Source organism: Pseudomonas sp. 20-5, from assembly GCF_056782835.1.
The window spans coordinates 3653052-3676888 of sequence record NZ_CM165584.1 but is presented as its reverse complement, the minus strand read 5'-3'; the positions used below and the strand labels follow the sequence as shown (position 1 = coordinate 3676888).

The 23837-nt window shown below is 64.1% G+C and carries 19 protein-coding genes; 14 read left to right on the top strand and 5 right to left on the bottom strand.

Annotated elements, in window-relative coordinates:
• Nucleotides 1–30: 30 nt before the first annotated feature.
• Nucleotides 31–1392, bottom strand: a complete 1362-nt coding sequence (gene pabB / locus AC1RB9_RS16770; RefSeq protein WP_004349129.1) for an aminodeoxychorismate synthase component I — start codon at nt 1390–1392, stop codon at nt 31–33.
• Nucleotides 1393–1556: 164 nt separating this feature from the next.
• Here pabB and AC1RB9_RS16765 point away from each other — a divergent pair, with 164 nt between their 5' ends.
• From AC1RB9_RS16765 to AC1RB9_RS16735, 7 genes are all read left to right on the top strand, one after another.
• Complete coding sequence (locus tag AC1RB9_RS16765) at nt 1557–4262, top strand: winged helix-turn-helix domain-containing protein (protein ID WP_017148928.1); 2706 nt, start codon at nt 1557–1559, stop codon at nt 4260–4262.
• 2 nt (nt 4263–4264) lie between these two features.
• A complete protein-coding gene (locus AC1RB9_RS16760) occupies nt 4265–6988 on the top strand; it encodes a winged helix-turn-helix domain-containing protein (RefSeq protein WP_003087788.1) in 2724 nt (907 codons plus the stop codon).
• A 231-nt stretch (nt 6989–7219) separates the two neighbouring features.
• Nucleotides 7220–7657, top strand: a complete 438-nt coding sequence (locus AC1RB9_RS16755; protein ID WP_003098074.1) for a DUF6160 family protein — start codon at nt 7220–7222, stop codon at nt 7655–7657.
• Nucleotides 7658–7735: 78 nt separating this feature from the next.
• Nucleotides 7736–8497: a C39 family peptidase gene (locus tag AC1RB9_RS16750; protein ID WP_003098072.1), complete on the top strand. Its 762-nt coding sequence runs from the start codon at nt 7736–7738 to the stop codon at nt 8495–8497.
• Nucleotides 8498–8537: 40 nt separating this feature from the next.
• Nucleotides 8538–9563: a transporter gene (locus AC1RB9_RS16745; protein ID WP_028681458.1), complete on the top strand. Its 1026-nt coding sequence runs from the start codon at nt 8538–8540 to the stop codon at nt 9561–9563.
• Between the two features lie 19 nt (nt 9564–9582).
• Nucleotides 9583–11181 (top strand): outer membrane protein transport protein, encoded by a 1599-nt coding sequence (locus tag AC1RB9_RS16740; protein WP_003450055.1) that lies wholly within the window; start codon nt 9583–9585, stop codon nt 11179–11181.
• A 13-nt stretch (nt 11182–11194) separates the two neighbouring features.
• Nucleotides 11195–12382: a MalM family protein gene (locus AC1RB9_RS16735; protein WP_003450056.1), complete on the top strand. Its 1188-nt coding sequence runs from the start codon at nt 11195–11197 to the stop codon at nt 12380–12382.
• Between the two features lie 56 nt (nt 12383–12438).
• On the opposite strand, the gene AC1RB9_RS16730 is transcribed toward AC1RB9_RS16735, so the two are convergent.
• The 4 genes from AC1RB9_RS16730 to ppsR all read right to left on the bottom strand — a co-directional run bounded on the left by AC1RB9_RS16730 (nt 12439) and on the right by ppsR (nt 16606).
• Nucleotides 12439–13422 (bottom strand): alpha-L-glutamate ligase-like protein, encoded by a 984-nt coding sequence (locus AC1RB9_RS16730; RefSeq protein ID WP_003087807.1) that lies wholly within the window; start codon nt 13420–13422, stop codon nt 12439–12441.
• Nucleotides 13423–13425: 3 nt separating this feature from the next.
• Nucleotides 13426–14952, bottom strand: a complete 1527-nt coding sequence (rloB, locus tag AC1RB9_RS16725) for an osmotic stress tolerance membrane protein RloB (protein ID WP_003087809.1) — start codon at nt 14950–14952, stop codon at nt 13426–13428.
• Nucleotides 14953–14957: 5 nt separating this feature from the next.
• Nucleotides 14958–15497: a retropepsin-like aspartic peptidase RloA gene (rloA, locus tag AC1RB9_RS16720; protein WP_003087811.1), complete on the bottom strand. Its 540-nt coding sequence runs from the start codon at nt 15495–15497 to the stop codon at nt 14958–14960.
• A gap of 290 nt (nt 15498–15787) precedes the next feature.
• On the bottom strand, nt 15788–16606 hold the full coding sequence (gene ppsR, locus AC1RB9_RS16715; protein ID WP_003087813.1) for a posphoenolpyruvate synthetase regulatory kinase/phosphorylase PpsR: 819 nt from the start codon (nt 16604–16606) through the stop codon (nt 15788–15790).
• Between the two features lie 171 nt (nt 16607–16777).
• Between ppsR and ppsA the strand changes: the two genes are divergently transcribed.
• The 7 genes from ppsA to sigX all read left to right on the top strand — a co-directional run bounded on the left by ppsA (nt 16778) and on the right by sigX (nt 23806).
• Complete coding sequence (gene ppsA, locus AC1RB9_RS16710) at nt 16778–19153, top strand: phosphoenolpyruvate synthase (protein ID WP_003450060.1); 2376 nt, start codon at nt 16778–16780, stop codon at nt 19151–19153.
• A gap of 69 nt (nt 19154–19222) precedes the next feature.
• Nucleotides 19223–20233 (top strand): alpha/beta fold hydrolase, encoded by a 1011-nt coding sequence (locus tag AC1RB9_RS16705; protein ID WP_003120309.1) that lies wholly within the window; start codon nt 19223–19225, stop codon nt 20231–20233.
• Nucleotides 20234–20339: 106 nt separating this feature from the next.
• Nucleotides 20340–20828, top strand: a complete 489-nt coding sequence (rraA, locus tag AC1RB9_RS16700) for a ribonuclease E activity regulator RraA (RefSeq protein ID WP_003087823.1) — start codon at nt 20340–20342, stop codon at nt 20826–20828.
• A 187-nt stretch (nt 20829–21015) separates the two neighbouring features.
• Nucleotides 21016–22014, top strand: a complete 999-nt coding sequence (locus AC1RB9_RS16695; protein WP_003098062.1) for a zinc transporter ZntB — start codon at nt 21016–21018, stop codon at nt 22012–22014.
• 48 nt (nt 22015–22062) lie between these two features.
• Nucleotides 22063–22317 carry a hypothetical protein gene (locus AC1RB9_RS16690; protein WP_003120308.1) on the top strand — a complete coding sequence of 85 codons (255 nt, stop codon included), beginning with the start codon at nt 22063–22065 and terminating at the stop codon, nt 22315–22317.
• A gap of 2 nt (nt 22318–22319) precedes the next feature.
• The gene (locus AC1RB9_RS16685) at nt 22320–23144 is read left to right on the top strand and encodes a mechanosensitive ion channel family protein (RefSeq protein WP_003087830.1); all 825 of its coding nucleotides are present in this window, start codon (nt 22320–22322) and stop codon (nt 23142–23144) included.
• Between the two features lie 71 nt (nt 23145–23215).
• Complete coding sequence (gene sigX / locus AC1RB9_RS16680; RefSeq protein WP_003098059.1) at nt 23216–23806, top strand: RNA polymerase sigma factor SigX; 591 nt, start codon at nt 23216–23218, stop codon at nt 23804–23806.
• Nucleotides 23807–23837 lie beyond the last annotated feature (31 nt).

Sequence of the window (23837 nt, the reverse complement as noted above, 5' to 3'; positions counted from 1 at the left end):
GAAAGAGCCCGCGGAACGCGGGCTCTTTTTCTATTCCGGGGACGCTGTCCCGGCCATCCCTTCCAGGGTTTCCAGCAGTACCCGGACCTTGTCCAGGGTTTCCTGGTACTCGTCCTCCCAGTGCGAGTCGGCGACGATGCCGCCGCCGCCCCAGCAACTGACCTGGCCGTTCCTGACCAGCAGGGTGCGGATGGCGATCGAGCTGTCCATCTCGCCGCGCACGTCGAGGTAGAACAGGCTGCCGCAGTAGATGCCGCGTCGGCTCGGTTCCAGTTCGTCGATGATCTGCATGGCGCGAATCTTCGGCGCGCCGGTGATCGAGCCGCCGGGGAAGCTGCCTTCCAGCAGGTCGAGGGCGTCCTTGCCCGGCGCCAGTTCGCCGGTGACGCTGCTCACCAGGTGATGCACGTTGGGATAGCTTTCCAGGGCGAACAGCTCCGGTACCCGTACGCTGCCAGGTTGGCAACTGCGTCCGATGTCGTTGCGCAGCAGGTCGACGATCATCAGGTTTTCCGCGCGGTCCTTGGGGCTGGCCAGCAGCGACGCCGCCAGCGCCATGTCCTCCTCGGGGGTCTTGCCGCGCGGGCGGGTGCCCTTGATCGGCCGGGTTTCCACCTTGCCCTTGCCGAGCTTGAGGAAGCGCTCCGGCGACAGGCTGAGGATCGCGCCGTCGGCCAGTCGCAGGTAGCCGGAGAACGGCGTCGGGCAGGCCTCGCGCAGGGCGCGATAGGCCGGCCACGGCGAGCCGCTGCAAGCGGCCTGGAAGCGCTGGCTATAGTTCACCTGGTAGCAGTCGCCTGCCTGGATGTAGTCCTGGATGCGGCGGATCGCCTGCCGATAGTCGGATGCGCTGATGCTCCGTCGGAATTTTCCCAGAAGCTTGAAGTTGCCGGCCGCGCCTTGCGTTTCCTCGCTGAACAGGGCGATCAGGCGCTGGCGTTCGCGCTCGTCCAATCGCGGGTGGAATACCAGTTGGCTGGTGCCGGCCTGGTGGTCGCTGATCAGCGCCCAGGCATACAGGCCGACGGAGGCCAGCGGCAGGCCCAGGTCATCGCGGGCGTGTTCGCCGATGCGCTCGATGCGCCGACCCAGGTCGTAGGATAAATAGCCCAGCAGACCGCCGGCGAAGGGCAGTTCGTACGGCGCTGGCAGCTGCGCGGGGCCCAGGCTTCCGGCCGCTTCGCGTAGGCGGGCGAAGAAGCGGTTGGCCGATTCGTCGGGCAGCGGCGCCAGTTCTGCCAATGGCCAGGCGCTCATAAGGTCATAGCGTCCACGGGTAGCGATGGGGCGACCCGAATCGAGCATCACCGCACCGGGCGCCTCATGGATGATGGCAAAGAGACAGCTTGGGTCGCTATGGTAGGGCAGGGGGTGAACATGACAACTGGGCATGGAAAGTGGGGGTAGTGGGACAGTCAGGAATTCTAGTTCGCCGGAATCGTCGATCCTAGAGCCATTTCTTCAGTTTACGTAAGAAGGGTGATCTGCTAATTATGGAAATATCCCACGGAGATTTGGCTCCGTACCACAATGATAATGACACAGGGATACAGGCCGTGGATGCAGTACAGAATCCAGCAGCCGGCAGCCTTTCGCGCTCCAGAATAGTGCCGCCTCAGGTGCCAGCCGAATATTCTCTTCGCCCCGCGATCCGCAACCTGCTGGATCGCAATCCCCATTCACGCGTTCTGATGTTTTCCGCACCTGCCGGCTTCGGCAAGACCTGCGCGCTCGCCGCCCTGGCCAGGGAGCGCACTGTAGCAGACCAGGCGGTGGCCTGGCTGTCGCTGGCCGAAGAAGACGACGACCCCGCCCGTTTCTGCCGGCAGCTGATCGAGGCGCTGGGCGAAGCCGTGCCGCAGCTTGGCGACGACGCCCAGACCTACCTGCAGAACACCATGCGGGTCCCGGTGGTGGCGGTGATCGAAAGCCTGCTCGGCGATCTCGATCGCTATGCGCGGCCGTTGCTGCTGGTGCTGGACGACCTGCACCTGGTTAGCAACCCGGACATCTTCACCGGCCTCAATCGCCTGGTGCAGTACGCACCGCCCGGGCTGGTCCTGGCCCTGGGCACGCGTTCGCAGCCGGCGCTGAGCCTGGCTACCTGGCGGGCCAAGGGACTGTTGCTGGAAATCGGCCTCGAGGAGCTGCGCCTCGGCTTCGAGGAAACCCGCGAATACCTCGAGCGCAGCGGTCTCTATCTGGACGAGCCCTGCCTGAAGGCGCTCTATGGCCAGACCGAAGGCTGGGTGGTGGGCGTGCATCTCGTCAGCCTGTGGCTGCGCCAGCAACCGCAGGCGCAGGAAATGGCCCTGCTCGACGGCGACAAGCAGGCGGTCAGCGCCTATCTGCTGGCGGCGGTCTTCGAACGCTTGCCTGGCGACCTGCAGGAAGCGCTGCTGGCCCTTGGCGTTGCCAGCCAATTGAGCGGCGACCTGGCCAACGCCCTGACCGGGCGCCAGGACGGCCAGGCGCTGCTGGAACGCCTGGAGTCCATGCAATTGTTCCTCCTGCCGCTGGATCGCGAACGCCAGTGGTATCGCTTCCACCTGCTGTTCGCCGATTTCCTCCGCAACCGCCTGCGCGACTCCGATCCGGACCGTTTCAAGCAACTGCATTTCAACGCCAGCCTGTGGTTCACCAACCACCACATGCCGACGTTCGCCATCGAGCATGCCTGTGCGGCGGAAGACCCGGAGATGATCGCCGCGCTGGTCGACGGATGCGGACTGGAATTGATCAACCGCGGCCAGCTCAGCCTGATCTACCGTTGGCGCAAGCATGTGCCGGACGAAATCGCCGAGCGCTATCCGATCCTGGTCCTTACCGATGTCTGGTCGCGGGCCAGCGACCTCAGCCTGGGCGAGGCCAACCGGATCATCGACGAACTGCTGGCGCGCTGGGGGGAGAGCCGCGGCGACGGGCCGATGGGCGACCAGTACCTCTCCGCGCTGGCGGTGAAGGCGGTGGTGGCGTTGCAGAAGGACGATCTGGAACTGTGCATCGCCCTGGCTCGCCGGGTCGAAGTCCAGCTCGGGCAGAACGCTGCCTTCCTCGAAGTGGCGGTGTTGATCACTGCCGCGCTGGCCCAGGTGGTCCGTGGCCAGGGCGACCAGGCGCGGCGCCTGCTGGGGCTGGCGCAGCAGCGCAATCATTTCCTCGAAGGGCGCTACCTGGACATGCAACTGGCCAACGTCGAGGTGATCCTCGCACTCGAGCAGGGCCAGGTGAAACAGGCGCAACTGCTCATCGAGCGGCTCCGCCAGCGCGCCCGGCCGCTGTTCGAGAAGTCCAGGAGCGCGCTGGCGCTGCCGACCATCACCGAGGCCCTGACCGCCTACTACAGGATCGAGCTGGACGGGCTGGAAGAGCGCCTGGGCTGGGCGCTCGGGCATGTGGATGTGATCAATCCGATCGATTTCTATGCCCAGGGACAGATCTGCCTGGCGCGCACCCAGCGCCTGCTGGGACGGCCGAAGGAGGCGCTGGCCAGCCTGGCGGCGATGCAGGCCCTGGCCTCGCGCAATCAGTCGTGGCGCTTCTTCGCCCAGGCCATGGCCGAAGAGATCAACCTGATCCTCCAGGACAGCGGCCCCGACCGCCTGAAGCGCGCCGAGCAGCGGTTGAAGAGCGTGGACTGGAACAAGATGGCGGCACACTACCGCAACATGGCCTTCAACCCGGTCAACTGGTCGCTGGGTGTGAGCCGCGTGCGCCTGTTGCAGGGGCGAGGACATTTCAGCGAGGCGCTGCACGAGATCACTCAGTTGCGCGGCACCTTGCAGCCCGGCTGGCACGGCCTGCAGCGCCTGCGCCTGGATATCCTGGCGGCGCTCAGCTATCAGCGCCTGGGCTACCAGGAACGGGCCAACAGCCTGCTCGGCGAATGCCTGATCAATGCCGAACGGGAAGGGGTGCGCAGCCTCTTCATCGAGGAAGGCGACGGTATTCGCCAGTTGCTCCAGCAACTCGAATCCACCGAGCGCCAGCCGGCGCTACAGACCTTCATTCGCGGCCTGCTCGGCATCTGGCCCGGGCAGGGCGTGCGCAAGCCCCAGGATGCGCTCGAGGAAGGCCTGACGGAGCGCGAGCGCGAAGTGGTCTGCCTGGCCGCACAGGGCCTATCCAACGAAGAAATCGGCCAGCGCCTGTCGCTGGCCCTGGGGACCGTCAAATGGCATCTGCACAACATCTACGAAAAGCTCAAGGTGCGCAATCGCACCCAGGCGATCCGGCGAGCCCGCGAGCTGAGCCTGCTCTGACCATGGGCCATCGCGACGGTGTTCCCGCCAGCACCATTCCGCTGTTGCAGACCAAGCTGTTCCCGCCAGGCGCCGGAGGGCTGCCGCTGCTGCCCCGCCAGGCGCTGATCGACCGCCTGTACGAGGCCCGCGGGCGACGCGCGATGGTGCTCAGCGCGCCGGCCGGCTTCGGCAAGAGCACCATCCTCTGCCAGTTGCGCCTGCGCCTGCTGGAGCAGGGCGCGGCGGTGGCATGGTTGTCCTGCGACGAGACCGACAGCGAACCGCAGCGTCTGATCCAGTACCTGCTGGCGAGCATCCAGCGAGTGGTCCCGGCATTCGGCGGCAATACCGCCAATCTGCTCGGCACCGACGTCGCGGTGCCGCTGGAGGGTATCCTGGATGCCTTCCTCGCCGACTTGCGTCGCCTGGAAGGCCCCTTGTACCTGTTCCTCGACGATTTCCACCGCATCCGCCACGCCGCCTTGCCGCATGGGGTTCGCTACCTGATCGAGAACCTGCCCGATCACGTGCGGGTGGTGGCCTCGACCCGCTTCCGCCCGCGCTTCCTGGTCGACGAGCCGACCCTCAAGCCCTGGACCTTCTGCCTGAGCGCGGAAGACCTGCGGCTATCGCGCGAGGAGAGCGATGCGTTTCTCCTCGACCTCAAGGGGCTGGAGCTGGGCGAACGCGAGCTGAAGCTGCTGTTCAAGCGCACCGAAGGCTGGATCACGGCGTTGCACCTGGCGGCCCTGGCCCTCAGTCGCAATACCGACCGGGAAGGTTTCCTCCGCGGGCTCTCCGGGACCGAACGGAACATCGCCGACTACCTGGCGGAAGACGTGCTGGCCAGCCTGCCCGCCGACCTGCAGCTGTTCCTCGACCAGACCTCGGTGCTCGATGAGTTCAATGCGGAACTGTGCAATGCGCTGACCGGGCGTCGCGACGGCCTGGACATGCTCATGCGCCTGCAGAACGAGCAGTTGTTCGTCATCGCCCTGGACGACCAGCGCGAATGGTTCCGCTACCACCATCTGTTCGCCGAGTTCCTCCAGGGGCGGCTGTCCCGGCATGCCGATCCGACCCCGTTGCTGCATGCGGCGGCGCGCTGGTGCGAGGGGCGCGACCTGGCCGACCGGGCGATCAAGTACGCCCTTCGCGCCCGCGACTACCTGTTCGCCGCCGAGTTGCTGGAGCGCCAGGGCGCGCGCCTGATCGCCGGTAACCGGGTGTACGGCATCCTCGGCATGCTCAACGGCATTCCCGCCGAGGTGATCCGCGAGCATCCGGTGTTCCAGATCTTCTACGCCTGGCAACTGGCGTTCGAGCAACGCTTCGCCGAGGCCGAGGCGTTGATCGAGGAGGTCAGCCACCGCCTCTTGCAGGGGCGCGGCAAGGTCATGCACTTCGGGCTCGGCGAGTTGCTCGCCGCCGCCCAGGTGCTCAAGGCCCTGGTGTTGCTCTACCAGGACAAGCTCGAAGCCTGCCTGAAGGTCGCCCGTCACTGGCTGTCCATGGTCCCGAGCAACCAGCCGGTGTTCCGCGCCAGCCTGCTCTGCGTGCAGGCTTCGGCGCATGCGCTGCTCGGCGACTACGCCGAGGCCGCCGGCGCCATCGGTTCCGCGCGGGAGGACCTGAAAGTCGCCGACAGCGAGTACCTGCAGGTGGTGACCAGCCTGATCGAATCCCTGATCTGCAAGGAGAGTGGCGACCTGGAGCGGGGCAGGGCGATAGCCGAGTCGGCGCGCAACCGGGTCGAGCAGGTATTCGGCCGGCGCAGCCGGGTCGGCGGACCCTTGTCGCTGGCCTATGCCGACCTGCTCTACGAGCAGGACCGGCATGCCGGCGTGCTCGCCGAACTACCGCTGGCGACGGTCTGGCGGGATGTCGCGACGCCGGTGGAACTGCTCAGTCGCGGCCAGTTGGTCATGGCCAAGGCTCGCTTCTTCTCCGGCGCCGCCGAGCAGGGGCTGGCGCAACTCGACGAATGGCTGAGCGGTCTGCTCTCGCCCGGCTACGAGCGTGTCTATGCTCACGCCATGAGCTGCAAGGTGCAGTTCCTGCTGTGGCTGCGCCGTCCGAACGAAGCCGAACGGGTCTGCCTGCAACTGGAGCGGCATCTTGCCGGGCTCTCCGGCGAGCGGCATGCCGACGCACAGACCGCCCTGGTCCTGGCGGAGGCTCGGCTGGCATTGTCCGAGCGTCACGCGGAACGCGCGCAGAGCAAGCTGGAAAGCTGTCTGGCCGGCTACTCTTCCGCTTACCAGAGGGATCGGCGGCTGCGTTTGTCCTTGTTACTTTCTGTGGCGTATTGGCAGAAAGGTAACAGCGAAAAAGCCATCGGCCTGTTCCTCGCCACGCTCGAGGAAGCCTGGAATCTCGGCTACCGCCGGCTGTTCCAGGACGACGCGTTGTGGCTGTTGCCGATGTGGGAAAGCTGGAGGGAAGCGGAGCCCAAGCGTGCCGCGGCCTGGCAGGGGCTGGCCGACCTGCTCCGCGAGCAGTGCCGGAAGCTCTCCGTGGACCCGGAAAGTTTCGATGAAAATCAGGATGTTAGCCATCGCGAACGGGAAATCCTGCGGCTGGTGGCGGCGGGCTTGTCGAACCGCGATATCGCGCAGGCGGTGCACCTGTCGGAAGCCACCATCAAGTGGCACCTGCACAACCTGTTCGCCAAGCTGGGTGTGAAGAGCAGAACGCAAGCCGTACTAAAGGGTAAAAGCCTGGGACTGCTGAGCGAGGCGTGAGCGGCAGCCGCCATCGCTCCATCCCTTGGATGGGCTGGCGGCGGAAGGGGTGGCCCAGTAGCTTGGAATCCAGGACGAGAGAGCATGAGGCTCTACCGAATCCATGTCCGGGACGCCTAGGGAAGCAGTACCGGACCTGGAGACCGGCGAGATGCCGGTCGATCTGCCGGGGACAGGATGCAAACGGCAGTGCCCTGGGGCAAACCACACCTGAACACTGGAGAAATAACAATGAAAAAGCACCTGTTCCTTGCAACTGCTGTTCTGGCTGCTCCCTTGCTGGCGCATGCCGACCTGAAAGCCATGGACGATGGCGCGCTGTCCGACGTGACCGGCCAGGCAGGCATCAGCATTTCCGGTACTTTCCAGGGCTCCGTCGGGGCCGTGACCTACACCGATACCGACACCAACGGCGGCTCCCTGCGGCTGGAGAACATCAGCCTGCCGGCGCTGACCATCGACGATACCAAGCCGCTGACCATCGACGTCGTCACCACCGATATCGGCGGCAAGTCGACCCAGCAACTGGCCATCGGCCTGCCGGCCATCACCGGCGACGTGACCGTTGGCGCCATCAAGGTGGGCGACACCAGCGCCGCCAGCATCGGCTCGCTGACCGTCTCCGGGCTGAACATGGCCGGTTCCACCATCAAGGTCTGGGGTCACTGATCCAGGAACCGAGTCGAGACGCGAAGACCTCGCCGAGGCATCGGCGGGGTCTTTCTCCGAAAGAGGTACGACGGGGCGATGTTCGAGATTTTGCTGGGAAGTCTGATCGGGCTGTTCGGGTTCACCCAGACGGTCGATACCAAGCCGCAACCGCAGGGCACGGTCAACCTCAGCCAGCCTCTGACCCCCAATGGACCCTACCGCGAATCGGTGCAGCTGGAGCCGATGAGCCAGTTGCAGTTCCGCAACGTCATCCGCCAGGCCTATGACTACAGCTGCGGCTCGGCGGCGCTTACCACGCTGCTGGACTACTACCTCGGGCGCAACCTCGAGGAACGCCAGGTCATGGAAGGGCTGCTGCGCTATGGCGAGGCCGATAAGATCGTGCAGCGCCGCGGTTTCTCGCTGCTCGACATGAAGCGCTACGCCGCTGCGCTGGGCTACAAGAGCGGTGGTTTTCGCGCCGAGTTCAGCGACCTGGACGCTCTCGAGCATCCGGCGCTGGTCCCCATCCACTATGCCGGCTTCAAGCATTTCGTGGTGGTGCGCGATGTCTACAACGATCACGTCTTCGTCGCCGATCCGGCCTTGGGCAACATCAGCTTCACCCGGACGCGCTTCGAGGAAATCTGGGACCAGAACGTCCTGTTCGTGATCTTCCCGAGTGGGCAGGAGCCCCGCAACGCGCTGGCGCTGAACGATCGCGACATGCGCCTGGTGGACGACCGCACCGTCAGCCTGCTGGCGTTCCGCGAGTTTCCGCAGATCAACAAGATCACTGAAAACCAGGTCCGTGAGCTGGGCACTGGTGGCGACGTCATACACCTGCGCACCAAGTAGCAGATACCCAAAAACAAGAACAATCTCTGGGGATAGCGCCATGAGAATCAGGGGGTACACATGCGCGGCGGCGCTGATGCTGTCTATCAGCGGTTTGTCCGTTGCCGAGGAAGCCTCGGTCGACCAGGCCCGTGACGCGCTGGCCAAGAAGAATGACGATGCCGACAGCGCCAAGGCGCTGGAGGAAGTCTTCCAGGCCGCCGAGAAGAGCTACACCTTGCTGAAGAAGGGCGAGCGGACCCTGACCTACGGTTTCGACTACGCGCTGGTGCGCGACCAGCGGCTGACCCTGGTGCCGCTGACCAAGACCAGCGGCGGCACGCAGATCTACGGCCTCGCCGGCCGGCAGAGCCAGTCCCAGCACACCTTCACCAACTCCTTCACCTTCGACTACGGGATCTGGGACAACCTCACCTTCAGTTTCCGCCTGCCGCTGATAGCCAAGTACGACACCGAGATGGATACCCACGCCTACAGCCTCGGCGACGTTTCCGCGACCTTGCGCTGGCAGCCCTGGGCGGCGGTGCGCGGGCGGCCGGTCACCACGCTGTATACCACCATCGGCCTGCCGACCGGCGACAGTCCCTACAAGACCAACCTGGACAAGGACATCTCCACCGGCAACGGCTACTACAGCCTGGGCTTCGGCGCGAACATGTCCTATGTGATCGACCCGGTGGTCCTCTACGGCTCGCTCGGCTACACCTGGAACCTGCCGGTGGACGACGTGCACCAGACCCTGGCCGACAACTCCCAGCTGGAGAAGGTCTCGCCCGGCAACACGATCAACTTCAACATGGGCATGGCCTACGCGCTGTCCTACGACGTCTCGCTGGCGACCTCGTACCAGATGGCCTACACGCTGAAGAACCGCTACCACACCACTGCCGGTACGTTCGAGTCGTCCGAACAGACCAGTAGCATCATGAACTTCTCGCTCGGCTTGCGGACGTCACCGGACTACATCGTCAACGTCAACGCCGGTTTCGGCCTCACGGAAGACTCGCCGGATGTACTGCTGGGGTTATCCGTACCCCTCGATATCAAAGGGCTGAAGGCCCAGTAACCCGCGAGCGAGGCCTGTTATGAAGATGCGCATTGCGCCGCTCTGGCTGGCGTTGGCAGGGGTGTGCCTGGCCTGGATTCCGCCGGCCGGCGCGCAGATGGCCAACGACCTGACCATCGGCAACCCGAAAGCCATGGCCCTCGGCAACGCCGTGACCGCCGACGAGACCGGCATCGATTCGGTGCACTACAACCCGGCGGCGCTGACCAGGATGAAGGGCCGCCAGGCGACCGTGAAGCTGCTCACCGGGGTGATGGACATCCGCGCCGGCTTCAAGGCGCCGCCGAACTACGGCGAAGGCACCTTCGGCCTGCGCGACGACCCGGTCGCCAACAGCGACAGCCGGACCCTGACCCCGACCATGTACCTGCCCGGTCTCGGCGGCATGACCGACGTGCCGTTGCTGGTGGCGCCGCTGGCCGGGATCTCGATCAACCCGCCGGGCTCCAAGTTCACCTTCGCCACCAACGTCTACACCCCGCAAGCGCTGGGCTACAGCCGCGATTCCGATAGCGATCCGGCGCGCTACCAGGGACGCGAGGTGTCGTTGCAGCGGCTCACCTACTTCTCGCCGACCCTGGCCTACCAGGTCAACGACGAGCTGTCGGTCGGCCTGTCTGTGGGTTTCTCCCACCAGGCAGTAGCGTTGAACGAGGATTTCCGGGCGCCGAACCAGTTGCTCGGGCTGTTGCAGCAGACCAAGGAGATCGGTTGCCTGCCGGGAATGCAGGAGATCCTCGAGGTGTTCTTCAACGTCTGCGGCGGCAATATCGGTCCGTTCCAGAACCTGGCCAATATCGACCTGGACATGCAACAGTCGCTTTCGCCCAGCTTCAACCTCGGCGTGCTCTGGGAGCCCACCGACTGGTTCGCCTGGGGCGCGACCTACCAGAGCGAGTCGCGGATGAAGCTCAAGGGCAAGTACCGGGTCGACTACGGCCAGGGCTGGCAGGGTTTCTGGACCGGGGTGCACAAGTCGCTCGGCGGTGCGATCCTCGGCCAGATGTTCCCCTACGGGAACGTCGACGAAGAGCATGGCAACGCCACGATGAACATGGTCTACCCGGATGCCTTCTCCACCGGTGTGAAGCTGCGCCCGTTCAAGAAGTGGCAATTCAACTTCGACCTGAAATGGAACGGCTACAGCGACTGGAACGAGTTCAAGATCGAGTTCGACCGCGAGCTTGACCTGCTGCGCATCGCCAAGTACCTCGACTCGAAGGACGCCACCAGCCACAGCATCACCCTCGACCGCGGCTACCGCGATACCTGGAGCTGGGCCATGGGCGTGCAGTACGACGTCAACGACCGTTTGCAGCTACGCGCCGGCTACGAATACCGGCCTTCGGCGATCCCCAAGGGCCAGGCGGACATCCTGGTGCCGATCGGCGATGCCAATCTCTACGGCCTGGGGCTGGGCTACCAGTGGGACAAGGACACGGTGATCGATGTCGGTTTCAACTACTTCGTCACCAAGCAGAGCGTCAAGGCCGATACCAGCTGCAACCTGAACTGCACCGGGCTCGACAACCTGGTGTACAACCCCTACGCGGGACTGGACGTGGACACCACGGTGAAGGCCTATATTTTCGCCATGACCTACCGTACGACCTTCTGAGGGCTGGAGCATGATGCGCGCATCCATCGTACTTTGCGTCTTCTCCCTGGCGCTGCCGGCATCTTCGCCGGGCTGGGCCTCCGGCGGGCGCTACCTGACCTGGGTGGACGACAATGGCGGGGTGCACAACACCTTCGTCGACGGCCAGTTCGACCGCCAGCAGCGCCAGGCGCGGCAGCGCATCGGCCAGAGCGACCAGGCGCGGGTGCTGAACAAGGCGGACAACGCCACGCAGTGGCCGGGGAACAGCAGCGGAGGGGAGAGCAAGCGTCGCTACTACACCTGGATCGATGCCAACGGCAACGTGCAGAACAGCTTCTATGCCGGCGCCCAGGTCGCCGGCCAGCGCGCCGACTACGTCCTGCCCAACGGCGAGCACTCTGCCGAATACATCGATGCCGAGGCCTTCGAGGGCAAGGGTTTCGTTCGCAGCGAGAACGGCAGTCCCTACTACACCTGGGTGGACGAGAAGGGCCGCATGCACAACTCGCAGATCCCGCCCGAGGAGCGCGCGGCGCGCTTCAAGCGGGAGGCCGCGCCTTCGTCGCAGATCGCCTTCACCGAGGGCCGGCAGATCGAGTTCAAGCAACGTCCGACGGCGTTGCCCGGGCTGGATGGCGCCGGCCAGCAGAGCGATGCGCTGAAGGCTTTGCTCAAGGGCACCGAGATGACCATCGACGATCTCTACCAGGACCTGCAACGGCGCTGCTGCGAGCAGATCGCCGAGAGCGACTTCACCGAACTGGATGCCGACGAACCGCGCTACGAGGAGTTGAACCGCTTCTCGCCGAGCTTCGACTTTCCCATGGGCAGGAGCTTCTACGCGGCGATCCGGCTGCCGCGCTCCCAGGGGGTCTACGGCCTGCGCATCCGCAGTTTCGCCAACCGCCAGGTGGTCTACCCGTCGCTGCTGTTCCTCGACGAGCAGAAGCGTCCGACCCGGCTGGTCAGCGACGCGGTGTACAAGCTGAACCCGGAAACCTGGTATCGCTACGCTTTCATCGAGGGTACGGTGCCGGTGCGAGCCAATCGCGGCGAGCGCTACGTGCTGCTGCTGACCACCGACGAGGACCGCTCGCTGCAAACCCTCGACAACAAGCCGTTCAAGCGTCCGCTACAGGGCCTGGCGGTGAACGAGGCGGGTATGCAGGTGCATGAGCACGCCCGGCAGGGCGGCTTCGAGCTGGCCGTGGTGCGTTGAAATCCGAGACATGAAAAAGCCCGGCCGGAGCCGGGCTTCTTCATACCGGAAGCACGTCAGCCCTGGTGCTGCTGGACGTGGCCGAACAGCTGCTGGGAGAAGCGTACGCGCTCTTCCGCGGACTCTTCGATGCCTTTCGCCTTGAGTTCTTCCAGTCGCGCCTCGACGGCGTGGCAGCGGTGCACCAGGCCGCTGTCGTTGGCGATCTGGATGTTCAGGCCCGGGCGGGCGTTGAGTTCTAGGATCAGCGGGCCTTTCTCCTGGTCGAGAACCATGTCCACGCCGATGTAGCCGAGGCCCGACAACTCGTAGCAACCGGCCGCCAGCTTCATGAAGCCGTCCCAGTTCGGCAGTTGCACACCGTCCACCGCGTTGGTGGTGTCCGGGTGCTTGGCGATCTTGTTGTTCAGCCAGGTGCCGCGCAGGGTGACGCCGGTGGCCAGGTCGACGCCCACGCCGATGGCGCCCTGGTGCAGGTTGGCCTTGCCGCCCGACTGCCGGGTCGGCAGGCGCAACATGGCCATCACCGGGTAGCCCATCAGCACGATGATGCGGATGTCCGGCACACCTTCGTAGCTGATGCTCTTGAAGATCTGGTCGGGGGTCACCCGGTACTCGATCAGTACGCGGTCGCGATGACCGCCGAGGGAGTAGAGGCCGGAGAGGATGCTCGAGATGTGGTGCTCGATCTCCTCGTGGCTGACGATCTTCCCCGACACGGTCTTGTAGCGGCCCTCGAAGCGGTCGGCGATCACCATGATGCCGTCGCCGCCGGCGCCCTGCGCCGGCTTGATGACGAAATCGTTGTGCTCGCCGATGATCTCGTTGAGCTTGTCGATGCCTTTCTCGGTCTCGATGATGCCGTACATCTCCGGCACGTGGATGCCGGCCTCGAGCGCGCGTTCCTTGGTGATGATCTTGTCGTCCACCACCGGATACAGGTGCCGCTTGTTGTACTTCAGGACGTAATCGGCATTGCGTCGGTTGATGCCCATCACGCCTTTCGCGGTCAGGTCTTTCCAGGTCTTCCAGATCGACATGGTTCAGTCCTTGAGCAGGGCCTTGAAGCGGAACAGCTCGGTCAGGCGGTAGCCGCGGTAGCGGCCCATGGCGAGCATGAAGGCGACCAGGATCAGCAGCACGGCCGGGAAGGTGAAGATGAAGTACACCAGTTCCGGGATGCGCATGAGGATGTGCGCCAGCGATGCCGCGAACAGGGTGCCGATGGCCACCTTCATCGCATGGCCGCCGCCGCGCTCTTCCCAGGTGATCGACAGGCGTTCGATGGTCATGGTCAGGATCACCATCGGGAACAGGGCGATCGACAGGCCGCTCTCGAAGCCGAGCTTGTGGCTGAACAGGCTGATCACCGCGATCATCACCACCACGAAGGTCAGCACCACCGAGAGGCGCGGCAGCATCTGCAGCTTCAGGTGCTCGAGATAGGAGCGCAGCGACAGGCCCAGGGCGGTGATCACGGTGAACAGGGCGATACCCCATTGCAGGCCGGTCTCGCGGAAGGCCAGGGCGATCAGCACCGGGGTGAAGGTGCCAAGGGTCTGCAGGCCGATCAGGTTGCGCAGGATCAGGATCACCAGCACGCCGATCGGGATCATGATCATGATCTGGAAGGTCTGCTGGGTGGACAGCGGCAGGCCGTACAGGGAGTACTCGAGGAAGGCCGCCTCGGTGTTCTCGTCGGACAGCTTGGCCAGGCGGATGGCGTTCATCTCGCTGCTGTTCAGGCTGAAGCTGACCTGGGCCTTCTTGCCGCCGTCGATGGTCATCAGCGGCTCATCGCCAAGCCACCAGATCAGGCGATCGGAGGGCAGGCCCTGTTCGCCGGTGACCACGTTGAAATACAGCCAGTTCTCGCCGTTGAAGCTGCGCAGCCACAGTTCCGGGCTCTGTTGCAGGTCGGCGACCAGGCGGATGGTATGGACCCGCTCCATCGGCACGTGGGCGATGGACAGCAGGGTTTCGACGATATGCGCTTTCTTTTCCAGGCTGGTGTCGCCGGCCATCAGCAGCTTGACGTTGTCGTCGTTGCCGTTGTTGGCGCGCTTGATGGCTTCGCTGACGAAGGTCTCGACGTCGGCCGAGTGCTGGCGAATGGGGGCCAGCAGGGCTTCTGCGGCGATCTTCTCCGGGCCTTCCAGGGGCAGGCTGTCGCGGAAGATCGGGCCTTTCTCCTTGGTCTTCTCGCCGGTGTAGCGCTTGGTCAGCACCAGGCGGTAGTACAGGGTCTGCTTGCCGTTGGCGCGGCGGGCGGACCAGGTCACCTTGCGATTGCCGTCGGCGCGATTGATGCTGACGCCGTAATTGTTGGAGACGAAGCTTTCGTTGAGGCTGACGTAGTCCTGGCTCAACGGCGGAACGAACATCTGCACCTTGACCGGGGTTTTCGGCGTGGCGACGAAGTCGACCTTGGCATCGATGTTCCAGAGGTCATCGGTTTCGGCTTCGGTAACGGGAATACCCTGGACGAAAATCTGATAGGCGGTGATCGCCACACCCAGGGTCAGCAGGATGGCGATCAGGACTTTCAGATGCAGGTTGAGAGAGCGCATGTCGTTTACTCAGCAGGTTTTGCATCAGGTTTGCAGCCGGGTTTCCCGGCCGAGTATTTCAAGCTCGGATCGACCAGTGCGTCGAATTTCTTCAAGGCCTCCGAGCCGATCAAAAGCGGGTATTGGAATGCACTTCGGTCGGTCAGGTTCACTTCGATGGTGCGAATCGCCTTGCCCATGCAGACCTGCAGCTCGATCACCGGACGGGCGGTATAGGCCTTGCCCTCGTCGGGGTTGAAGTCGCCGTGGCGGCGCTTGATCTTGCTGATCCGCGCCAGGGGCTTCTCGATCGGGGTGTCGTCGGCGTTGTCGGTGGCCAGGTAGAAGCGCACCCAGGTTTCGCCGTCGCGCTTGAAACGCTTGATGTCGCGGGCGCTGAGGGAGGCGGTCTTGGCGCCGGTGTCGAGCTTGGCGGCCAGCTGGATGTCCGGGTCGTTGATGCGCGCGTATTCGTTCAGGCCGTAGACCGTCTTTTCGGCGGCTACGCTCAGGCCTGGTACGGCGATGAATAGGCAGAGCAGGGGAGCTAAGGGCTTGAGTTTCATAAGTCCTGGTTGGTGTCGCGTTCGGCGGGTCGATCTTGCGATCGCTGTCCAGTCCGTGACGGAAAACCCTGCGTCATCGACCTGCGCTCGGCAGGCCGGGCATGCCGGGCGCCCCGCCAGGCGCATGCGGGCCGCATTCTATCACGCGGTTTTTCGGCAGCGACAGCCGCTTATACCACTTGGTCGGGGTTTTGCCCCTGGGATGAAACGAAATTCCATCCAGGGGCTCGAAGCGTTACCGGAAGCGGGCAAGGGACCTTGGCGGTGCCGAGCCGCTGGCCCCGGAGCGGTTATTTGAAGCGCCGTTCCACGCCTTTTTCGACGAGGATCTTTGCGGAAATCTCCTCCACCGAGAAATGCGTGGAGTTGATGTAGGCGATGTTTTCGCGGCGGAACAGGCTTTCGACCTCGCGTACCTCGAATTCGCACTGGGCGAAGCTGGCGTAGCGACTGTTGGGCTTGCGTTCGTTGCGGATCGCGGTGAGGCGGTCGGGGTCGATGGTCAGGCCGAACAGCTTGTGCTTGTACTGCTTGAGGGCGTTCGGCAGTTGCAGGCGCTCCATGTCCTCTTCCGTCAACGGGTAGTTGGCGGCGCGGATGCCATACTGCAGGGCCATGTACAGGCAGGTGGGCGTCTTGCCGCAGCGCGAGACTCCGACCAGGATCAGGTCGGCCTTGTCGTAGTAGTGGGTGCGGGCGCCGTCGTCGTTGTCGAGGGCGAAGTTCACCGCCTCGATGCGATCCATGTAGTTGGAGTTGTGGCCGATGGAGTGGGACTTGCCGACCGAATAGGACGAGTCGGCCGAAAGCTCCTGTTCCAGAGGCGAAAGAAAGGTGGCGAAGATATCGATCATGAAACCGTTGGATTGCGCCAGGACCGCCCGGATGTCGCGGTTCACGATGGTATCGAAGATGATCGGGCGGGCCCCGTCCGACTCGGCAGCATTATTGATTTGCTGTACCATGGCGCGCGCTTTTTCTTCGGTATCGATGTACGGTCTCGTCAGTTTGACGAAGCTGATGTTCTCGAACTGTGCCAGAAGGCTTTGGCCCAGGGTTTCGGCGGTGATACCGGTGCCGTCCGAGATGAAGAATGCGGTTCGTTTCATTTGCACCGAAAGCCTTAAGGTAGGAACGATTCTTGGCTATGATAGGCCGCGCGTTGTCAGAGGCCTTTCTGTCGCAGCATTGTCACTTATTTCTAAGGGCCAGGCCAGAATCCAGCGGAGCTGCTCCTGGCCCCGCTTGAGCTTTTCCAATTCAATAGTGGAGAGATCACCTTGGTAGAGTACGTAGTTTCCCTCGATAAGCTCGGCGTCCATGATGTAGAGCATGTGGGGGGCAAGAACGCATCCCTCGGCGAGATGATCAGCAACCTGGCCGGTGCCGGCGTTTCCGTACCCGGCGGATTTGCCACCACCGCCCAGGCCTACCGTGACTTCCTCGAGCAGAGTGGCCTCAACGACCGTATCCACGCGGCCCTGGACGCCCTGGACGTCGACGACGTCAACGCCCTGGCCAAGACCGGCGCGCAGATCCGCCAGTGGGTGATGGAAGCCGAGTTCCCGGCCCGTCTCGACAGCGAGATCCGCCAGGCCTTCGCCGCCCTGGCCAACGGCAACGACAACCTCGCCGTGGCAGTGCGTTCCTCCGCTACCGCCGAAGACCTTCCGGACGCCTCGTTCGCCGGCCAGCAGGAAACCTTCCTCAATATCCGCGGCGTGGACAATGTGATCCGCGCAGCAAAAGAGGTCTTCGCCTCCCTGTTCAACGACCGCGCCATCGCCTACCGCGTGCACCAGGGCTTCGACCACAAGCTGGTCGCCTTGTCCGCCGGCGTGCAGCGCATGGTCCGCTCGGAAACCGGCACCGCCGGGGTGATGTTCACCCTGGACACCGAATCCGGCTTCCGCGACGTGGTCTTCATCACTGGTGCCTACGGCCTGGGCGAGACCGTGGTCCAGGGCGCGGTGAACCCCGACGAGTTCTACGTCCACAAGCCGACCCTGGAAGCCGGGCGTCCGGCCATCCTGCGCCGCAACCTGGGTAGCAAGGCGATCAAGATGATCTACGGCGACGAAGCCAAGGCCGGTCGCTCGGTCAAGGTGGTGGACGTCGATCGCGCCGATCGCGCCCGCTTCGCCCTGAGCGACGCCGAGGTCACCGAGCTGGCCAAGCAGGCCATGATCATCGAGAAGCACTATGGCCGCCCGATGGACATCGAATGGGCCAAGGACGGTGACGACGGCAAGCTGTACATCGTCCAGGCACGCCCGGAAACCGTGAAGAGCCGCGCCAGCGCCACGGTCATGGAGCGCTACCTGCTGAAAGAGAAGGGGACCGTCCTGGTGGAAGGACGTGCCATCGGCCAGCGCATCGGTGCCGGTCCGGTCAAGGTGATCAACGACGTGTCGGAAATGGACAAGGTCCAACCGGGTGACGTCCTGGTCTCCGACATGACCGACCCGGACTGGGAGCCGGTGATGAAGCGCGCCAGCGCCATCGTCACCAACCGCGGCGGGCGTACCTGCCACGCGGCGATCATCGCTCGCGAACTGGGCATCCCGGCGGTGGTCGGTTGCGGCAATGCCACCCAGATCCTGCAGGATGGCCAGGGGGTGACCGTTTCCTGTGCCGAAGGCGATACCGGCTTCATCTTCGAAGGTGAACTCGGTTTCGATGTGCGCAAGAACTCGATCGACGCCATGCCCGACCTTCCGTTCAAGATCATGATGAACGTCGGCAATCCCGATCGCGCTTTCGATTTCGCCCAGTTGCCGAACGAAGGCGTGGGCCTGGCCCGCCTCGAATTCATCATCAACCGCATGATCGGCGTGCACCCCAAGGCATTGCTGAACTTCGCCGGCCTGCCGGCGGACATCAAGGAAAGCGTGGAGAAGCGTATCGCCGGCTATCCCGATCCGGTCGGCTTCTACGTCGAGAAGCTGGTGGAGGGCATCAGCACCCTGGCCGCGGCGTTCTGGCCGAAGAAGGTCATCGTGCGCCTGTCCGACTTCAAGTCCAATGAGTACGCCAACCTGATCGGCGGCAAGCTCTACGAGCCGGAAGAAGAGAACCCGATGCTCGGCTTCCGTGGCGCCTCGCGCTACATCAGCGAGTCGTTCCGCGACTGCTTCGAGCTGGAGTGCCGTGCGCTGAAGAAGGTCCGCAACGAAATGGGCCTGACCAACGTCGAGATCATGGTGCCCTTCGTGCGCACCCTGGGCGAGGCGAGCCAGGTGGTCGAGCTGCTGGCCGGGAACGGCCTGAAGCGCGGCGAGAACGGCCTGAAGGTCATCATGATGTGCGAACTGCCGTCGAACGCCCTGCTGGCCGACGAGTTCCTCGAGTTCTTCGATGGCTTCTCCATCGGTTCCAACGACCTGACCCAGCTGACCCTGGGCCTGGATCGCGATTCCGGCATCGTTGCCCACCTGTTCGACGAGCGCAATCCGGCGGTGAAGAAGCTGCTGGCCAACGCCATCGCTGCCTGCAACAAGGCCGGCAAGTACATCGGCATCTGCGGCCAGGGTCCGTCGGACCACCCGGACCTGGCCCGCTGGCTGATGGAGCAGGGCATCGAGAGCGTCTCGCTGAACCCCGACTCGGTGCTGGATACCTGGTTCTTCCTTGCCGAGGGGCAAGACCAGGCCTGATCGGTCCTCGCTGTATCCGGAAAGGGCGGGTAACACCGCCCTTTTTCGTGCCTCCTGTACAAGACAAGCATGCAAAGCAGTAGTCGCCTCTTTCCTGTCGCCCTGGTCAGCGCCGAGTTGCGCGCCGACCTTACCGAAGACATCTACCGCCTGAAGCCCGGCAACAGCCCCGATGCCAGCGTCGAGCTGGTCGTAACCCGGCTTGGACAGCAGGCCGCCGGCGAGCGGCGCGGACCGCCTGTGATCCTCCTGCACGGGAGTTTTTCCAACCGCCGCTTCTGGTACTCGCCGCGTGCGCTCGGACTAGGTCCTTACCTGGCGCGGGCGGGGTTCGATGTCTGGCTGCCGGAAATGCGCGGCCATGGCCTGTCGATTCGCAACGATGGTTACCGGGACAACCGGGTCGCCGACTACGCGCGCTACGACCTGCCGGCGCTGGCCTCCTTCATCCACGAGCAGTGCGGGCAGCCGGCGCACTGGATTGGCCACTCCCTCGGTGGGGTGGTGCTGGCGGCGGGACTGGGCGGGGGCTACCTGGACCAGGCGCGGATCGCTTCCGTGGCGTTGTTCGGTAGCCAGGTCAGCACCGCGCACTGGCTGTTCAGGTTGCCCATGGCAGGCATCCTCGCGCGCCTGCTGCTGCGCCGCGTCGATGCGCTGTCCGGAAGCCGTTGGCGGCAGGGGCCGGAAGACGAGCCGGTCGGCCTGGCGCTGGAGGTCCTGCGTTGGCATGGGCTGTTCGGCCGCTTCGGCGAGCCGGGCAACGACTGGTGGAAGGGGCTCGCCGCAGTCGACGTACCGCTATTGGCGGTCGCCGGGGCTGGGGACCGGCAGGACCCGTCCTGGGCCTGTCGCAAGTTGTTCGAGCAGTTCGCCTCGTCCGAGCGCGAATACCTGTTGCTCGGACGCGAGGCTGGCTACGCCGAGGACTACGGGCATATCGAGATGCTGATCGGCAAGGCGGCCCAGCTAGAGGTCTGGCCCTTGGTGGAGCGCTGGCTGCGCCAGCGATCGCCGGCGGGCGACGAATCCGCGTGGAGTGAGGCGCTAGACGTATCGGAAGCCGGAATCAGCGGCTAACATGTGACGCAAATGGCGGCTCCGGTCACGCCGGCGCCGCCGGGGCGGGCGGCCGATGATCCTCCGGAGCTGCCCGAGCCGATCCCTTCACCCACAGGAGCTTCCCATGCATTACGTCACTCCCGATCTGTGCGATGCCTATCCTGAGCTGGTCCAGGTCGTCGAACCCATGTTCAGCAACTTCGGCGGCCGCGACTCCTTCGGCGGCGAGATCGTCACCATCAAGTGCTTCGAAGACAATTCGCTGGTCAAGGAGCAGGTCGACAAGGACGGCAAGGGCAAGGTCCTGGTCGTCGATGGCGGTGGTTCGCTGCGCCGCGCCCTGCTGGGCGACATGCTGGCCGAGAAAGCGGCGAAGAACGGCTGGGAAGGGATCGTCGTATATGGCTGCATCCGTGACGTCGACGTGATCGCCCAGACCGACCTCGGCGTCCAGGCCCTGGCCAGTCATCCGCTGAAGACCGACAAGCGCGGCATCGGCGATCTGAACGTCGCCGTGACCTTCGGCGGCGTCACCTTCCGCCCCGGCGAGTTCGTGTATGCCGACAACAACGGCATCATCGTTTCTCCGCAGGCCTTGAAGATGCCCGAATAGGGCTTTTTAACAGCCGTTCCGGCCCCGGTGACGCAGGCAGCGTCCCGGGGCTTTTTGCTGGAATGAACCCGAGGCGCGCATATGGGTCTCAGGACTGGCTTTAAGGTTATGCCGCAAGTCCATGAATTGACTGGTACCGGACTTGTGTTTTTACTGTCGAAATGGTCGTTTTACCAAGGGAAGCGCAATGCAAGCGTACGAGTCGGGTGACGAGCGCGGCTTGATCTATGGCTACGTCCTCAACGGGCGCGGCGGCGGACGCCGTGTCGGACGCAACCAGATAGCGGTGCTCGACCTGCTGCCGGAGGAGAGCCTTTGGCTGCACTGGGACCGCGGCGTACCGGAAGCGCAGGCCTGGCTGCGGGATTCCGCGGGGCTCAGCGAGTTCGCCTGCGATCTGCTGCTGGAGGAGGCGACCCGCCCCCGTTTGCTCGATCTCGGGGCCGAAAGCCTGCTGGTGTTCCTCCGTGGAGTGAACCTGAATCCGGGCGCGGAGCCGGAAGACATGGTTTCGCTGCGGGTATTCGCCGACGCGCGCCGGGTGATCTCGCTGCGCCTGCGGCCGCTGAAGGCGGTGGCCGATCTGCTCGAGGACCTGGAGGCGGGGAAAGGGCCGAAGACGGCATCCGAGGTCGTGTACTACCTCGCGCACTACCTGACCGATCGCGTCGACACGCTGATCAGCGGGATAGCCGACCAGCTCGATGCTGTCGAGGAACTGGTCGAGGCGGACGAGCGCGCCAGTCCCGACCAGCACCAGTTGCGTACCCTGCGCCGCCGGTCGGCGGGGTTGCGGCGCTACCTGGCGCCGCAGCGGGACATCTACTCGCAACTGGCGCGCTACAAGCTGTCCTGGTTCGTCGAGGACGACGCCGATTACTGGAACGAGCTGAACAACCGGCTGACGCGGAATCTCGAAGAACTCGAGTTGATACGGGAGCGCATCAGCGTCCTGCAGGAAGCCGAGTCGCGGCGAATCACCGAACGGATGAACCGCACCATGTATCTCCTTGGTATAATCACCGGCTTTTTCCTGCCGATGAGCTTCGTCACCGGCCTGCTGGGAATCAATGTCGGCGGCATTCCAGGGGCGGATGCACCGCATGGGTTCTGGCTGGCCTGCCTGCTGATCGGCGGGGTCGCCACCTTCCAGTGGTGGGTATTTCGTCGGCTGCGCTGGCTCTGACGTGACCTGGAGTGAGGAGAGGGCGTCACTCCCTCGTACAGACATGAGGTGCGCATGCACGATCCGTTCGAAGAGTCCCTGCGGGACCTGCTCAAGGCTTCGGCTCCCCAGCCGGACGACGACGCGCGTCTGGGACGGGTGCTGAAGACCGCCAATCGCCAGGTCGGCGCCGGTGACCTGTTCAGCCTCATGGGGCACTGGCTGCAGGCGCTGATGATCGGCATCAACAACGGTTCGCCGCATCTGGCGCCGGTTTCCCGTATTTCCGCGAAAAACGCATCTTCTGCTGACAAGGCTGAGTGAACATGCAATTCGATATCTGGACCCAGAGCTTGCTGACCGCGATGAACACCCTGTGGGGCAAGCTGGCAGGCTTCATCCCCAACCTGCTCGGCGCCCTGGTGGTCGTTCTGCTCGGCTTCGTCATCGCCAAGCTGCTCGATGCGCTGCTTTCCAAGCTGCTGGCCAAGCTGGGCCTGGACCGGCTGATGGGTGGCACCGGCCTGACCAAGCTGCTGGCCCGGGTCGGTATCCAGGTTCCGGTCTCGACGCTGGTCGGCAAGATCGTCTACTGGTTCGTGCTGCTCGTCTTCCTCGTATCCGCCGCCGAGTCGCTCGGCCTGCAGCGGGTATCCGCCACGCTGGACGTCCTCGCCCTGTACCTGCCCAAGGTGTTCGGCGCGGCCCTGGTGCTGATCGTCGGCGTGCTCCTGGCGCAACTGGTGAACAGCGTCGTGCGCGGCGCGGCGGACGGCGTCGGCCTCGAATACGCGAACGGCCTGGGGCGGATCGCCCAGTGGCTGGTCATCATCATCAGCATCTCGGTGGCGGTGGGGCAGCTCGAGGTCAAGACCGACCTGCTCAACTACATCATCGCCATCGTCCTGATCACCGTCGGCCTGGCCGCTGCGCTGGCCCTGGGCCTGGGCAGCCGCGAGGTCGCCGGGCAGATCATTGCAGGAATCTACGTCCGCGAGCTGTATCAGGTCGGACAACAGGTGAAAGTGGGTGACGTTGAAGGCACTATTGAAGAGATAGGTACGGTCAAGACCATCCTGCTGACAGAAGAGGGAGAGCTTGTGTCGCTGGCCAACCGTCTACTGCTCGATCAGCGAGTTACCAGCCGCTGATCCGGGAGAGATAATGGACGTGGCTGCTCTGCAGGGCGGCCCGGCTTACGATATGACTGGCCTGATCTCACTTGAATAAGCCTCACCCCCTGTCACAGCGGTATGACCCACGCCAGCTTTCCGATGAAGAGCTGGTCGAGCGTGCGCACTCGGAGCTGTTCCACGTGACGCGCGCCTATGAAGAATTGATGCGGCGTTACCAGCGCACGCTGTTCAACGTCTGTGCCCGCTACCTGGGCAACGACCGCGACGCGGACGACGTGTGCCAGGAGGTGATGCTGAAAGTTTTGTACGGGTTGAAGAACTTTGAGGGCAAGTCGAAGTTCAAAACGTGGCTATATAGCATCACGTACAACGAGTGCATCACGCAGTACCGCAAGGAGCGCCGCAAGCGCCGATTGATGGATGCGCTCAGCCTCGACCCGCTGGAGGAGGCTTCCGAGGAGAAGTCGCCGAAGGTTGAGGAGCGGGGCGGATTGGATCGTTGGCTCGTCCATGTCAATCCGATAGATCGGGAGATTCTGGTTCTTCGCTTCGTCGCGGAACTGGAGTTTCAGGAGATAGCGGATATCATGCACATGGGTCTGAGTGCGACGAAAATGCGCTACAAGCGGGCACTGGACCGCCTGCGCGAAAAGTTTTCAGATGCGACCGAAACATAGTTGGGTAAATATTGTCTCTCTATGCGGGAAG

Coding starts and splice junctions, on each gene's coding strand:
- AC1RB9_RS16750 (WP_003098072.1), top strand. CDS start 7,736: ATGTTCGAGATTTTGCTGGGAAGTCTGATCGGGCTGTTCGGGTTCACC.
- AC1RB9_RS16760 (WP_003087788.1), top strand. CDS start 4,265: ATGGGCCATCGCGACGGTGTTCCCGCCAGCACCATTCCGCTGTTGCAG.
- AC1RB9_RS16755 (WP_003098074.1), top strand. CDS start 7,220: ATGAAAAAGCACCTGTTCCTTGCAACTGCTGTTCTGGCTGCTCCCTTG.
- AC1RB9_RS16705 (WP_003120309.1), top strand. CDS start 19,223: ATGCAAAGCAGTAGTCGCCTCTTTCCTGTCGCCCTGGTCAGCGCCGAG.
- AC1RB9_RS16730 (WP_003087807.1), bottom strand. CDS start 13,422: ATGTCGATCTGGAAGACCTGGAAAGACCTGACCGCGAAAGGCGTGATG.
- pabB (WP_004349129.1), bottom strand. CDS start 1,392: ATGCCCAGTTGTCATGTTCACCCCCTGCCCTACCATAGCGACCCAAGC.
- rloB (WP_003087809.1), bottom strand. CDS start 14,952: ATGCGCTCTCTCAACCTGCATCTGAAAGTCCTGATCGCCATCCTGCTG.
- AC1RB9_RS16685 (WP_003087830.1), top strand. CDS start 22,320: ATGCAATTCGATATCTGGACCCAGAGCTTGCTGACCGCGATGAACACC.
- AC1RB9_RS16695 (WP_003098062.1), top strand. CDS start 21,016: ATGCAAGCGTACGAGTCGGGTGACGAGCGCGGCTTGATCTATGGCTAC.
- ppsR (WP_003087813.1), bottom strand. CDS start 16,606: ATGAAACGAACCGCATTCTTCATCTCGGACGGCACCGGTATCACCGCC.
- rraA (WP_003087823.1), top strand. CDS start 20,340: ATGCATTACGTCACTCCCGATCTGTGCGATGCCTATCCTGAGCTGGTC.
- AC1RB9_RS16745 (WP_028681458.1), top strand. CDS start 8,538: ATGAGAATCAGGGGGTACACATGCGCGGCGGCGCTGATGCTGTCTATC.
- rloA (WP_003087811.1), bottom strand. CDS start 15,497: ATGAAACTCAAGCCCTTAGCTCCCCTGCTCTGCCTATTCATCGCCGTA.
- AC1RB9_RS16735 (WP_003450056.1), top strand. CDS start 11,195: ATGCGCGCATCCATCGTACTTTGCGTCTTCTCCCTGGCGCTGCCGGCA.
- AC1RB9_RS16740 (WP_003450055.1), top strand. CDS start 9,583: ATGAAGATGCGCATTGCGCCGCTCTGGCTGGCGTTGGCAGGGGTGTGC.